This window comes from Chryseobacterium sp. MEBOG06, from assembly GCF_021869765.1.
Classification (GTDB): domain Bacteria; phylum Bacteroidota; class Bacteroidia; order Flavobacteriales; family Weeksellaceae; genus Chryseobacterium.
In genome coordinates this window covers 1,121,026-1,134,782 of the sequence record NZ_CP084580.1, presented here as the reverse complement: position 1 = coordinate 1,134,782, position 13,757 = coordinate 1,121,026, and the positions used below count along the sequence as shown (strand labels likewise).

Here is a 13,757-nt window from a genome sequence, read left to right as displayed (position 1 = left end):
GAAAGTTTATACATGCCAGATATTTTACTAAAATTGATAGTTAGCAAGAACTATTCGAAGGTTTGGTTATAAAAAAATCAGTAAGAAAAAGAAATTATACGAGCGACATCAATAGCAACGCAATGATAATCAAAACAGTAAATAGAGAAGATTGAATTTTCCATGGATAATCAGGTATTAGTTTTTTGACTTTTGCAAATTAATAAAAGAAATAGATATAGCAAATTTTTTATTTAACAAAATTTAAGGAATTATGTGTAAAAAAAAAGAACCTTTACTTATTAACCATAAATTTGTTATAAAAGATTTAAATAATCAGTGTTTATTATTTTATTCTTTGTAATGGACATTATAAAGTGACCATCTCACTTATCTCTCTAAAAATAGCTCTAAAGCTTAATACTAAATCATGATTACTAGAATTGACATTTGAAAAATTTAATTATTCGTATAGCAAATTATTCTTAAGCCCTCAATTGGTACTAATAAAGAATGAAAAAGAAAAAAATCTGAAGAATTTTTATTCATTTTTAAAACAGGTTAATTCAATGGTTATTAGTCCGGTAAAATTAATTGGGTATTATTCACGTAAAATTAATTTAAATTTTATTTTTTTATTTCGAAAAGTATTGTACCTTTGCAACCGCAAAAACGAAGTAAAAATCGTTATTGATGACCTCTTCGGGGCGTAGCGTAGTCCGGTCATCGCGCCTGGTTTGGGACCAGGAGGTCGCAGGTTCGAATCCTGCCGCCCCGACTGTTTTAGTAGTTTTATCAAAACTATTTAATGGGTGCGTAGCTCAGCTGGATAGAGCATCTGCCTTCTAAGCAGACGGTCAAAGGTTCGAATCCTTTCGCGCTCACAAAAAAAATTCACAAATACCTTGTGATTTTTTTCATTCCAATTCAAAAGTCTTGTACTTCTGAAATAACATAACGAAGTAAAATTTGTTATTGATGACCTATTCGGGGCGTAGCGTAGTCCGGTCATCGCGCCTGGTTTGGGACCAGGAGGTCGCAGGTTCGAATCCTGCCGCCCCGACTGTTTTAGTAGTTTTATCAAAACTATTTAATGGGTGCGTAGCTCAGCTGGATAGAGCATCTGCCTTCTAAGCAGACGGTCAAAGGTTCGAATCCTTTCGCGCTCACTGTATTTAGACTCACAATATTTTGTGAGTCTTTTTTTGTACTATAATCTAAGAATTCTCAGAGCAAACCAGATAGAGGATCAGTCTCAAAAGTTGGGGGAATGTCTAGTGGTTGTATCTTTGTCTTATGCTAAGCGATTACGACCTTCTTAAATTTTTACTTCATATTTATTTTGAAGAAAAAAGCAGCATTCCTGATGAATTACAAGATAGATTACTAAAGTCCAAAGGTTTTCTCCCTGAAATTATTGTAGATAAATTACCCAATAAGAGGTACAACTGTCAAATCATATGTGAAAAAGAAGAAGATGGACTGATAAGCACTCACGTGAAATCCTACAGAGAGATTGGGGTGTTGTAGCTAAAGGAACACGCATGACAAATGAATTTGCCGTCTTCTTAAAAAAAATTAGCAGACACTAAAGATCTTCCTCTCAAAGTCATATCCGAACTTTTCGGTATCAAAGGCAAGACTTTTCAGAGACAATACAAGAATAAGGGATCAGGTGTAAAAGTGTTATTCAGACATTTTTGAGTTCTATCACTTAACAGGCAGAAATAATTGATACTGATCCATTTTTATTAAGGCGCTACCGGGCATTGCTTTAATCCCAAATACATTTTTCATGGCATAGTATAGCTGCTTAGAAAGCAAAAAAACCGCTGTACTTACAACGGTTTAATTTATTTCTGACAAATGCTCTTATTTTAATTGATAAGAATTTCCATTCCAAAGATATGTCTTAGAAGAACTTTTTTTTGTTTCCTTTTCTTTTTCATCCACCTCTACATCTTCCATTTTAAAGACAAATGCATCATGGATGCCCCCTTTATCATTAGGAAAAATATACACTTCACTGTGATAATAAACACCGGCATCTCCTACATTCATCAATTGTGGAAGTGCAACCAGTTTCTTGTCTTTAAAAAGAACATACTGATCATAACCTGCGATACCACAAGCTTCACCCGAAATCATTGCTTTTAAAGTAAACTCTACATTCTGCAGTTTATGATTGCTTTCAATATTGAAGGCAGCAGAACTCAACTCTTCTCCTTTTCCTGTATCAAAATAAACCTCATCAATCAGGTTATTTCCTTCCATTACTTTTATTCCGGCAATATTCTGCTTCTCAAAGCTATTCAATTCCTTAATTTTCTTACTTATTGTTTTTGAAAGGCCCAAAAGAAAATCATACCCATTTTTATTTCGATATCCTACACAAAGATTTCCTCCCCATACATATCCTTCAGAGGCTACGTCTCCTTTTTGATAAGAAATCTTATACCAATTTGCTTTTCTTTCTCCAAGCTGCAAAACAGGGACAGTTTCTTCTTTATTAAGAACCATTATTGTCTGGTTGCTCTGTAAAGAATCTAAAATTGGAGAATTGGCATCAGGTTCTTTTCTGACTCTTGTCCAGTTTGTGAAAATTTTCTGCGTTTTATTCTGTTCAAATCCAAAAATGCCATCTGCATATATTTCATTTTCCTGAGCTGTAAAAAACTGCAGCATCAGTAAACACCAAGCTGTCAATAAGGTTTTCATACTTGTGCGTGTGTTATTATTTTTCAAGTAACAGGCTCACCCATTCTTCGCGCTGCAACTGTTTTTTCAGCTCCAGACCGCTTTCTCTGCACACTTCAAGGATATCATCCACATCAAAGAAACAAAGTCCTGAAAGCAACAGTTTACCTCCTTTATTCAATACTGAAACATAAGTAGGGATATCTGAGATCAGAATATTTCTATTGATATTAGCTAAAATAACATCAAAATTTTCATGTCCTAAGTTTTCAGCTGTACCTTGTTCTATATCTAGTTCTACACCGTTTCTTACTGAGTTCTCTTTTGAGTTTTCTACCGACCACTCATCAATATCAATTGCTTTTGTATCTCCGGCTCCCTGCTGTTTCGCATAAATTGCCAGCACAGAAGTTCCACATCCCATATCCAATACTTTTTTACCTGTAAAATCAATATCCATCATCTGTTGGATCATCAAGTGAGTTGTTGGGTGATGCCCCGTACCGAAAGACATTTTAGGCTGAATAATGATTTCATGCATTCCTGGTACAGACTCATGAAATTCTGCTCTGATCAATACTTTATCATCAATATTGATGGGTGAGAAATTTTTCTCCCATTCTTCATTCCAGTTGATATTCGGCATTTCTTCGAAAGAATAATCAATCTTTACATTCTCATTTTCAAAGATCGGAAGGGCTTTCAGCTGATCTTCATGAAACAAATCTGTCTGGATATATCCTAAAATCCCGTCAATTTCTTCTGTAAAACTGTCAAAACCTATTTCTATAAGCTCCGCCATTAATATCTCGTTCCATGGTTGTAATGGAGAGATTTTGAAATTGAATTCTAAATAATTTTGCATGTAAGTAATTTACTGCAAAAATACTAATGTTATTATTGTTAAAAAAATAGAAGTGGTAAGTTTTGGCTAAAGCCAGAGGATTTTTTATGGTTTTTTGTTAAATGGGCTAAAGCCCATTTCTATTGAATAATACAGGAGCAAAATATCGCGGTTTTCAAGATCACACAATTATTCTGTATTGGAAGGATTATTTTATAGAAATCCAATTCACCACCCTTTCTGGACAATATTTTTGCTAAAACCTGCCATGATCTATCATAAATAAAGCGGGCAAAAGCCCGCTCCTATTGATTTTTATTGTTGAGTTACCACTTCAAAAAAGCTGAGAAGCCATTTTCAATTTTCAACTCTCCATTTTTACCTTATTAAGGATTTGTTGAGAAAATAGAAGCATTAGCGATTAAAGCTCTTCTGTTCATTTTCAAAATATCTCTTACCCATTCTGCAAAGTCTTCCGGCTGTAATACTTTATCAGGATTCCCATCTGTAAGTCCTCCCTGAATACTCATATCGGAAGCGATTGTACTAGGGGTAAGTGTGATCACACGGATGTTTTGTTTTCTCCATTCTGCCATCATGGATTGTGACAAAGAAATTACTGCTGCTTTTGAAGCTGCATAAGCTGACATATTAGGGCCGCCTTTCAAACCAGCTGTAGAAGCTACGTTTACGATGTCACCTTCACCTTTAGCTTTCATAAATGGATGAACTGCTTTAGCAGCATAATATACTCCGAATAGATTGGTATTAATAACCTGCTCCCAGGTTTCAGAAGGCATCTCTTCAATACTTCCGAAATCTCCGATCCCAGCGTTATTTATGAGAATATCAACACCTCCCAGCTGTTCTGCCAAAGATTCTATTCCAGCTTTTACCTGAATTTCATTGTCTACAGAAAAAACTGCATAGGCTGAGTTTACGCCTAATTTTTTGATCTCCTCAACTGCCATTTTAAGATTTTCTTCGTTTCGTCCTGTAATGGCAACGTTTACTCCTTCATTGGCTAAAGCAAGGGCTACAGCTTTTCCTAATCCTCTTCCACCACCTGTTACAATGGCATTTTTTCCGTTTATATTCATAGTAGTAATACTTTTCTTAATACAAAGTTACAAAAGAACCTTTTTACAAGACGGCGAAAAAGGAGATTTAATAGTTTTTTAATGGTTTTTAAGATGTCGGGATCTACTAACTGTAAAAACAGTATCTTTTTTGTATCTTTTATGAATTAAAAATCCTATTTATTTTTCAATTGGTCAGGTATATTCGTTGTTACGAATCCTATTCCCTGTTTTTTCAGTTCATCATACACAGCAGTATCATTCACTGTCCATGCATTGGTAATTAATCCCATTGCTTTTGCTTCAGCAATCCAGCCAGTATTTTTCTGGAAGACACTGTAGTGGTAATCCATCCCATCCAGTCCTTCTTTTTTGATCTGCTCTGGTGAAAGTTCTCCGTTCAGATACTGAACTTTAAATGCCGGCGCCAGCTTCTTTATCTCTTTGCAGATATTCAAACTGAAAGAAATAAACTCGGTCTGAGATTCAAGTTTCATATCCCTGATCATTTTGATCGTCTTCTGAGTAATCTCATTTTCTATTTCCGGAGTCTTGGCAGGCTTGATCTCAACGATAAGCTTCACAGATGAGTCCTTTTTTCCCTGTTTCAAATAATCTTTTAAAGTAGGGAAATTTTCTCCATTGGATAGTTTCAACTGTGCCAATTCTTTGAAAGTAGTTTCTGCAATATCCATCTTTCCATGATGCTCATCATGATTGATGACCAATATTCCGTCTTTAGTCATTCTTACATCAAATTCCGACCCATAAACTTTTAATTTCTGGGCATTTTCCAATGATTTAAGAGAATTTTCCGTTGTAGCAGGCTGGGCCTGAAAATAACCTCTATGGGCAATGATCTGGGTTTGTGCTTTCATCAAAACTGTACTTAAAACTGCTAACCCTAAGATAAAATTTTTCATAATATAATTTAGATAATTAAAATAAAGTTCTGGAACTTTTTGATAAAGGTAAGTATTATTATAAAAACTGTAAACCACAAAAGTCTTCCAGAAGGGGCTTTTGTGGTTTATTATGTCTATTTTTCTTTATTAAAAACTATACTTTGCTCCAATCTGAATCTGGTATGGATTTCCGGATAAAGGAGCAAGTCCGTTACCGCTTACATTTTTAGTGTATTCAAACTGTCTGGTTGCCTGATTGAATTTGGTCACTTTGTATAAAGAGACGTTTCCATAAGATTCATTCACTCCCCATTCTTTATTAAGAAGGTTTGCTACGTTGAAAATATCTACAGAAAATTCAAATGCTCCTATTTTATCAAATTTTATTTTTTTGGATAAACGCACATCCCAAACGCCGTAAAATCCATTTTTACCGCCATTTCGTTCTGCAATTTTACCGTTGTATTCGCTGATATAGTTTTTCAATGCCTGCCCCACCTGAGGATCATCTAAAATGGTTTGTGCAATATTAGGGAAGATATAGGCAAGATCATTGGAATCTACAAAATCTCCGTTGATATTTCCTCCTGCTGTTGCGGAGAAACGGGTCCCTCCCATTCCTGAATATCTTATTCCCAGAGAGAATCCTGCAATAGTAGGCGAGTTACCATAGATAACGACTTTATTTCGGAACTGATTATCGGAGTAAGACATTCTCAAATCTCTTGGGTCGCCCTGAACCAGGGTAGACAGGGTAGCAGAGTTTGCCACATTTCCATTGTAAGAGGTATTGTCTTTAATATCAGACCAGGTATAACTTGCGGTGATCTCTCCATCTTTCCAGTAACGGTAACTGGTGTCCGCTACCCAGGAAAACTGATTGACCTTACCATCACTTACCAACTCCAGTACTCTTCCGAAATTCTTATTGATTCTTCCGGCTTTCCAGTCGATATTTACGCTGTTGTTCGTGTTATTGGTGATCCCGGTGACAGGAACGAATACGCCTCTTCCATCCTCATTAGACAGCGTAAAGAATGGATTGGCCTGCATATTTCGGTCATAGTAAAAATAATTGTTTCTACCCAAAGCCATATATCCTGCAATTCCTACCCTGAATCTTTCGTTAAAGAAGTGAGTATAGGAGATATTGGCCTTATAAATGATTGGAATTTTTGCATCTTTCCCTGTATAATTGATGGTAGGAATCTGAAATTGCGCTAATGAAGGAACGTTTGCATAATTATCTCTGTAGCTATTGAAATCCGGGAACGGAACATCTTTACCGGTGACGTCCACTGTGGCAAGGTGCCTTCCGTCAAATACAAGGTTATTGATAATCATGTAATTGTTGATATCCGAAGAGAAGATCCCGGCTCCGAATTTAAGGAAGTCCTTGTTTTGCTCGTTGATATTCCAGTCAAACTGAAATCTCGGCTGGATCACAAATGATTTGATCTGGTTATCTGTTTTGATTCCCATTTCGTCATATAGCTTCTGGTTGAATTCAGCTTTCGGATAGCCTCCGTAATCCAACCTTAAACCTGCCATTAAATCAAGTCCTTTTGCAATTTTTGCCTGAAACTGCCCGTAAACACCGATGTTCCAGATATTGGACCTTACAGACGGATCAGCTACTAAAGGAACTTCTCTGTAGTATCTGTAAGGGGTCATATTATCAAAATTGGTAAGTCCCTGAAACTGAAATCTTCCGTTCACTTCGCTTCCATAGATTGATTTTGCATTGGTATACATCAAATCAGCACCAAAAGTATATTTTACTTTATCGGTATTGTAATATAAATTGTCTACGATCTGGAATACATTATTTCTAAAGCTTTCCTGCCCAAAACGGTGGCCTCCGATCTGAATATTGGTAGATCCCACTCCGGGAGCCGAAACATTTTCAACAATGGCTCTTGGAACAGGTTTTCCCAATTCAGCATTTTGGTAGCTGTCCTGAAAGGTATAAAGGTACTGCGCTTTCAGCTCGTTTGTTAAGTTAGGTTGCAGGTTTGACCTTAGCGTTAATAGTAAGCTGTTATCAAGGTTTTTGTCATTCCCGTAAGATTCAAAGAAATTAATACTGGTATTGTCAATCAGTCCGTTTTTATTAAGATCGGAAGTGAAGTTGTTTCTCAACGTTAGTAAATGTTTCTCATTGATCTGCCAGTCTAAACGCAAAAATGCGGCATCTGAATTTCTTCTTTTATCAAAAGTTCCGAACTGAGGTGTATTACCTACTCCATATTTAGATCTTGCAATATTCAAAAACTGATTAAGTGTTTCTGTTGTTGTATTAAATCTCTTCTCATCATCCGGAGATTTGATATCTGCAATAATTAATGGTCGTGAATCCAGCTGGTGGTCCCAAGCTACGAAGAAGTGTAGTTTGTTTTTGATGATTGGCCCTCCCAATGAAAATCCGAACTGAGAGGTAGAGAAATCATTTTGTCTTTTGTTTCCTCTGATATCATATGGACTGGAAAGCCAATTGGTTCTTAAATATTCCCATGCACTTCCCGAAAATTTATTGGTTCCTGATTTGGTAACAGCACTTACAGTTCCTCCCCCGCTTCTTCCTAGTGTAACATCATACTGGTTAGTGATAATTTTAAATTCACGTACCGCTTCTATGGAAATAGAGAAAGGAGCACCGCTTCGGCTGGTAGTAGCCCCTGCTGATGTAGGGTTTTTAGCAGTCATCCCATCAATGGTAAAATTGGTAGAGGATCCCAGCTGCCCGGACAAACTTCCTCCCTTTCCACTTAAAGGAGATAATTCCGCAAGATTGGCAAAGTTTCGCCCGTTTACCGGAAGCATACTTATATTTTTAGCTGAAATGGCTGTAGCCGCTCCGAGGTTTCCGATCTTATTTTTAAGGTTTCCGGTAATTTTTACCTCCTCAATATGCTTTTCACTTCCTAAATCCATATTTACCGTAACCTGATCGCCGAAGTTGACATTATACCCTTCTTTTTTATCCTCGTTTACAATTACCGTATAAGGCCCTCCAAGAGGAATTTCTTTAAAGATATATTCTCCTTTTGAGTTCGTTTCAGTGACAGTCCGGAATCCGGTGGATTCGTTCACGATCGTTACTTTCACTTTTTCCTGAGCCGTACTTCCCGGCCCGGTTACTTTCCCTACAATAGAAGCCTGTGTAGTCTGTGCATAAGCTAATGTTCCAAGCCCTAAAAACAATAATCCCAGTACAATCTTTACTTTTTTCATTTCTTCCGAAGTCTTTATATTTATTTTTAATGGTCATCAGGATCCTCTATTTTCACAATGTGAATGATTTTCAGAACATAGAGGTTACTCAAATAAGATGTGCAAAGGTATCTTGACTTTATCGGCTGTCTGTTTAAGGGAGTTTTAACATTTTTTTAATTAAATAGGAACATTATGTTAAATTACTTTTAACACTCGCTTTATACTCTACATAACCAGTCTGTTGAGGTTTATTACGTATTATTAATTTTCATGTATTATTTAATTCTGTTATTTTTTAAATGCGATTAGTTTAGTTATTTTTGCTCAAAAGATATAAAAGCAATGTCTGAAAATATTCAACAAAAGATAGAACAGCTCCGCAAAGAGCTTCACCAGCATAACGAAAACTATTATTTACTAGATACTCCTACTATTACAGATTATGAGTTTGATGTACTTCTGCAGGAACTACAGGATCTGGAGGCCAAACATCCTGAGTTTTATGATCAAAATTCTCCTACCATGCGTGTAGGTGGCGGTATTACTAAGGTTTTCCCTACTATTCAGCATAAATTCAGAATGTACTCTCTGGATAATTCTTATGATTTTGACGATCTTGAAGACTGGGAAAAAAGAATAATCAAAACAATTAATGATCCTGTAGAATTTGTTGCTGAACTAAAATATGACGGTGCTTCTATTTCTATTCTTTATGAAAATGGAAAACTTACACAGGCAGTAACTCGTGGAGATGGTTTTCAGGGGGATGAGATCACTCCTAATGTACGTACCATTTCAGATATTCCTTTAACATTAAAAGGTGATTTCCCTTCTCAGTTCTTTATGCGTGGTGAGATTTATCTGACGAGAAAAAACTTCGATAAACTGAATAAATTACGTGAGGAAGAAGGTCTAGACCCCTTCATGAATCCAAGAAATACAGCGAGTGGAAGTTTGAAAATGCAAGACAGTGCTGAGGTAAGAAAACGCAGCCTCTCTTCGGTACTATATCAGTTTATTTCTGATGAAGTTCCTGCAGATACGCATTGGGAATTGCTTCAAAAGGCTCAAAGCTGGGGCTTCAAGACATCACAGCAAGCGAAATTGTGTAAGACACTGGATGAGGTAAAAGAATTTATTACTTTCTGGGATACTGAGCGCCATAATCTTCCTTTTGAAATTGATGGTATTGTTTTAAAGGTTAATTCATTACAACAGCAAAGACAGCTTGGATATACTGCCAAATCTCCACGTTGGGCGATGGCTTATAAGTTTAAAGCTGAAAAAGTAGAGACCGAGTTACAGAGTGTTTCTTATCAGGTAGGAAGAACCGGAGCTATTACGCCTGTTGCGAACCTTAAACCGGTTTTATTGGCAGGAACGATAGTAAAAAGAGCTTCTCTGCATAATGAAGATATCATCAAAAAACTTGATCTGCATGAGCATGATTTTGTTTATGTAGAAAAAGGTGGTGAAATTATTCCAAAAATCGTAGGTGTAAATACTGATAAAAGAACAGAGGAAAGCAGGGAAATAGAATATGTGAAAAATTGTCCGGAATGTGGAACTGAGTTGGTAAAAGTGGAAGACCAGGCTATCCATTTCTGTCCTAATGAACTTCATTGCCCTCCCCAGGTTGTAGGAAGAATGATTCACTATGTTTCCAGAAAGGCATTGAATATTGATAACCTTGGAAGTGAAACTATCGAGCAGTTATACAGGGAAAAACTTATTGAAAATCCTGCGGATTTTTATGTTTTAACGAAAGAACAGCTTCTTCCATTGGACAGGATGGCAGAAAAATCTGCTCAGAATATCATTACCGGAATTGAAAAATCCAAAGAAATTCCGTTTGAAAAGGTATTGTACGGAATCGGCATCAAACATGTGGGTGAAACCGTTGCTAAGAAATTGGTGAAAAACTTCCCTACGATAGAAGACCTGAAAAATGCCACAGCAGAGGAACTTTGCCAGGTAGAAGATATCGGAGGTAAAATTGCTGTAAGTATTGTAGAGTTCTTCCAAAATACAGAAAATATTCTGATGATTGAAAGATTGAAATCTTATGGAGTACAGCTTGAAAAGGGAGAAAGCACCAATGAGGTTTTATCAAATGTTCTGGAAGGAAAAACATTCCTTTTTACAGGGAAACTATCATTATTCACCAGAGAATCTGCTGAGGAAATGGTAGAAAAACATGGCGGGAAGAATATTTCGGCAGTTTCGAAAAACCTTAACTATCTTGTAGTAGGTGAAAAGGCAGGAAGCAAGCTGAAAAAAGCTCAGGACATCGGAACTATCGAAATCCTGGATGAACAGCAGTTTCTGGATTTGATTGAAAAATAACATTTTTTTTAAATAATTACAAAATAAACCATTAAGATATTCACTTAATGGTTTATTTTTGCAATCTATTCGATAATAATCAAAACTAAACCATGAAAAAAATCTATTTAATCATTTCGATGATTCTGTTTCCATTGTTTCAGGCTCAGACGTTGAATGTCGATACCTATTTGAAAACAAAATTGTTTACTTACGGAGCAACAAGTGATTCTAACGGAAACTTTATTACTCTGGATACAAATAATGATGGACAGATTCAACTATCGGAAGCTTCACTGGTTTATAAAATAAATATATCTGATCTTTCAAATGCTATTACAAGTTTATCAGTACTTACTGAATTTCCAAATTTAACTGAGCTAAAACTAACAAATCCTAATATATCCTCTACTCTGGTTTTCAGTAATTATACTACTCTTCAAAAATTAATTTTTTCAGGTGGAACTGTAGGTAACGTAACGATTGAAAACTGCAATGCTCTAAATATCGCACAACTTGGTAGCGCGGGAGACGTTATAAATATTCAGAACACTTCCTTACAAGAAATTTCTGTTTCCAACATTAATGGGTTTAATATTTCTGGACTTCCTAATCTTAAAAAATTATCATTGGGAGCTTCAACGATGACTTCTTTAAATTTAAGTAATCTCCCCGCGCTGGAAGAAGTAAATGTCAGTCAAAACCAATTTCTAACAAGTATTAATTTTGCCGGAGATACAGCTTTGAAAAAACTAGAATTATACCGTAATAAACTAAGCAGTCTTTCGATTCCTAATCCTTCTTTAGTAAACTATTTAAGTATAAGCTTCAATCTTTTCCAGACTTTTGACGTAACTCCTTATACTGGATTGGGAATGTTTCTTGCTAACGACAACCAAATCACAAGTTTGGACTTTAGTTCAAGTCCGCTGATTGGAATGCTTTATATTTACAATAATCAGCTTACTACATTAACACTTAATAATAATCCAGTTTTAGGTTATTTGTATGCCAATAATAATCAAATAACTAATATTGCATTTGATCAGGCAAAAGGCTTAAAAGGTATTCAGGTAATGAATAATTCGCTTACGAATATTGATTTATCAAAGCAGACTATTCTGGATATTGCTGATCTTGATAATAACCTTACTTTAAATCTTAAAAACGGAAAGCATAATTATCTTGGCATTGGCTTTTCAAATACACCACAACTGCAATATGTATGCACTGACCCTATAGAAACTAACTATATAATATCACAATTAGCATCCTATAATCAACCCAATGCTGTCGTAAATTCTTATTGTTCTTTCACACCAGGAGGTTCTTCTTATTTTATCCTTCAGGGTAAAACAAGATATGACATGAACACAAATGGATGCGACATTAATGACATGATAAAACCTTTTCAAAAATTCAATATTTTAGGGCAAAATATGGCCATTTCAGATGCGTCCGGATCTTATTCTTTCCCTCTGGTATACGGAACTAATACGATCTCCCCGATGTTGGAAAATCCTTCTTATTTTAACATTACGCCACCTTTATTCACTACCAATTTTCCAACACAGCCAAGTCCTTATACGCAGAACTTTTGTTTAACGGCCAATGGTATACATAATGATCTGGAAGTTGTTGCTATTCCTATACAGGCAGCCATTTCTGGATTTGATGCTCAATATAAAATCGTTTATAAAAACAAAGGAACAGAAACACAATCCGGAAATATATCTTTTAATTTTGATCATAACCGAATGACTTACCAGACTGCCACAACAGCTCCTGCCTCTCAGTCTACAGGAGTACTCAACTGGAATTTCACAAATCTTCTTCCTTTTCAATCAAAGGAAATCACCGTTACGGTAAAATTAAACAATCTCACACAGAACCCACCTCTCAATAGTGGTGATACCCTGCATTATACAACACAAATCAACGGAGCAACAGATGAAACACCAACTGACAACAATTTCACCCTAAACCAAACCGTTGTCAATTCTTTTGACCTTAATGATAAAACTTGTCTGGAAGGAACTTCCATTGCACAAACAAAGGTTGGAGATTATGTACATTATCTGATCCGATTTGAAAATAAAGGAACGGCCAATGCCAAAAATATTGTTGTAAAGGATGAAATTGATACATCAAAATTTGATCTATCCTCTGTAGTTGCACTCAATGGAAGCCATAATTTTATAACAGAAATTAAATCACCGAATATTGTGGAGTTTATTTTTGAAAATATTCAACTGCCTTTTGATGATGCTAATAATGATGGATATGTAGCCTTTAAAATAAAGACAAAATCCACTTTAAATGCTGGAGATACTTTCAGTAATACCGCCAAAATCTACTTTGATTATCATGCTCCTATTATCACCAATACCTTCACTACAGCTGTTGAGACCACATTAGCCACTTCTGAAGTGAAGAACGATAAGAATGCGGTAAGTATTTATCCTAATCCGGTAAAAGAAACCTTATTGATTCAATCTAAAAATGAAGTGACTAAGGTTGAAATTTACGATGCAGCCGGAAGAATTGTGACTTCTACAGGAACAAAAGGAAATGCTGTGAATGTTTCTGATCTGCCCAAAGGAAACTATATCATTAAAATATTTGTTAAAGATAAAGCGACTGTACAGAAGTTTATTAAAGACTGAGATTACTGAAATCCTTATATTAAAGGCGCTGCGAAATATTTTTGTA

Annotated in this window: 8 protein-coding genes and 4 tRNA genes; 7 read left to right on the top strand and 5 right to left on the bottom strand. The window is 35.7% G+C overall.

Annotation, left to right across the window (positions count from 1 at the left end):
* Positions 1 to 682: 682 nt before the first annotated feature.
* The 5 genes from LF887_RS05230 to LF887_RS05210 all read left to right on the top strand — a co-directional run bounded on the left by LF887_RS05230 (position 683) and on the right by LF887_RS05210 (position 1,509).
* Positions 683 to 757: transfer RNA gene (locus LF887_RS05230), tRNA-Pro, on the top strand.
* A gap of 32 nt (positions 758 to 789) precedes the next feature.
* Positions 790 to 863 (top strand) — tRNA-Arg (locus LF887_RS05225).
* A 104-nt stretch (positions 864 to 967) separates the two neighbouring features.
* Positions 968 to 1,042 (top strand) — tRNA-Pro (locus tag LF887_RS05220).
* Positions 1,043 to 1,074: 32 nt separating this feature from the next.
* A tRNA-Arg gene (locus tag LF887_RS05215) sits at positions 1,075 to 1,148 on the top strand.
* 127 nt (positions 1,149 to 1,275) lie between these two features.
* Positions 1,276 to 1,509 carry a hypothetical protein gene (locus tag LF887_RS05210; RefSeq protein ID WP_236857739.1) on the top strand — a complete coding sequence of 78 codons (234 nt, stop codon included), beginning with the start codon at positions 1,276 to 1,278 and terminating at the stop codon, positions 1,507 to 1,509.
* Positions 1,510 to 1,851: 342 nt separating this feature from the next.
* Here LF887_RS05210 and LF887_RS05205 read toward each other — a convergent pair whose 3' ends face one another.
* The 5 genes from LF887_RS05205 to LF887_RS05185 all read right to left on the bottom strand — a co-directional run bounded on the left by LF887_RS05205 (position 1,852) and on the right by LF887_RS05185 (position 8,738).
* The gene (locus LF887_RS05205; protein ID WP_236857738.1) at positions 1,852 to 2,697 is read right to left on the bottom strand and encodes an SH3 domain-containing protein; all 846 of its coding nucleotides are present in this window, start codon (positions 2,695 to 2,697) and stop codon (positions 1,852 to 1,854) included.
* Positions 2,698 to 2,713: 16 nt separating this feature from the next.
* Positions 2,714 to 3,541: a 50S ribosomal protein L11 methyltransferase gene (prmA, locus tag LF887_RS05200; protein WP_236857737.1), complete on the bottom strand. Its 828-nt coding sequence runs from the start codon at positions 3,539 to 3,541 to the stop codon at positions 2,714 to 2,716.
* A gap of 365 nt (positions 3,542 to 3,906) precedes the next feature.
* Complete coding sequence (locus LF887_RS05195; RefSeq protein ID WP_236857736.1) at positions 3,907 to 4,620, bottom strand: 3-ketoacyl-ACP reductase; 714 nt, start codon at positions 4,618 to 4,620, stop codon at positions 3,907 to 3,909.
* 155 nt (positions 4,621 to 4,775) lie between these two features.
* On the bottom strand, positions 4,776 to 5,522 hold the full coding sequence (locus LF887_RS05190; RefSeq protein WP_236857735.1) for a glycerophosphodiester phosphodiesterase: 747 nt from the start codon (positions 5,520 to 5,522) through the stop codon (positions 4,776 to 4,778).
* A 129-nt stretch (positions 5,523 to 5,651) separates the two neighbouring features.
* The gene (locus LF887_RS05185) at positions 5,652 to 8,738 is read right to left on the bottom strand and encodes a TonB-dependent receptor (protein WP_236857734.1); all 3,087 of its coding nucleotides are present in this window, start codon (positions 8,736 to 8,738) and stop codon (positions 5,652 to 5,654) included.
* A gap of 324 nt (positions 8,739 to 9,062) precedes the next feature.
* On the opposite strand from LF887_RS05185, the gene ligA reads away from it, so the two are divergent.
* Both ligA and LF887_RS05175 read left to right on the top strand, forming a co-directional pair.
* Positions 9,063 to 11,066, top strand: coding sequence for an NAD-dependent DNA ligase LigA (gene ligA / locus LF887_RS05180; RefSeq protein ID WP_236857733.1), 2,004 nt, complete (start codon positions 9,063 to 9,065; stop codon positions 11,064 to 11,066).
* Positions 11,067 to 11,158: 92 nt separating this feature from the next.
* Positions 11,159 to 13,711, top strand: a complete 2,553-nt coding sequence (locus LF887_RS05175) for a T9SS type A sorting domain-containing protein (protein ID WP_236857732.1) — start codon at positions 11,159 to 11,161, stop codon at positions 13,709 to 13,711.
* Positions 13,712 to 13,757 lie beyond the last annotated feature (46 nt).

Bases quoted from the DNA above. Each gene is read 5' to 3' on its own strand.
- LF887_RS05210 (WP_236857739.1), top strand. From the start codon at position 1,276: ATGCTAAGCGATTACGACCTTCTTAAATTTTTACTTCATATTTATTTT.
- LF887_RS05205 (WP_236857738.1), bottom strand. From the start codon at position 2,697: ATGAAAACCTTATTGACAGCTTGGTGTTTACTGATGCTGCAGTTTTTT.
- prmA (WP_236857737.1), bottom strand. From the start codon at position 3,541: ATGCAAAATTATTTAGAATTCAATTTCAAAATCTCTCCATTACAACCA.
- LF887_RS05195 (WP_236857736.1), bottom strand. From the start codon at position 4,620: ATGAATATAAACGGAAAAAATGCCATTGTAACAGGTGGTGGAAGAGGA.
- LF887_RS05190 (WP_236857735.1), bottom strand. From the start codon at position 5,522: ATGAAAAATTTTATCTTAGGGTTAGCAGTTTTAAGTACAGTTTTGATG.
- LF887_RS05185 (WP_236857734.1), bottom strand. From the start codon at position 8,738: ATGAAAAAAGTAAAGATTGTACTGGGATTATTGTTTTTAGGGCTTGGA.
- ligA (WP_236857733.1), top strand. From the start codon at position 9,063: ATGTCTGAAAATATTCAACAAAAGATAGAACAGCTCCGCAAAGAGCTT.
- LF887_RS05175 (WP_236857732.1), top strand. From the start codon at position 11,159: ATGAAAAAAATCTATTTAATCATTTCGATGATTCTGTTTCCATTGTTT.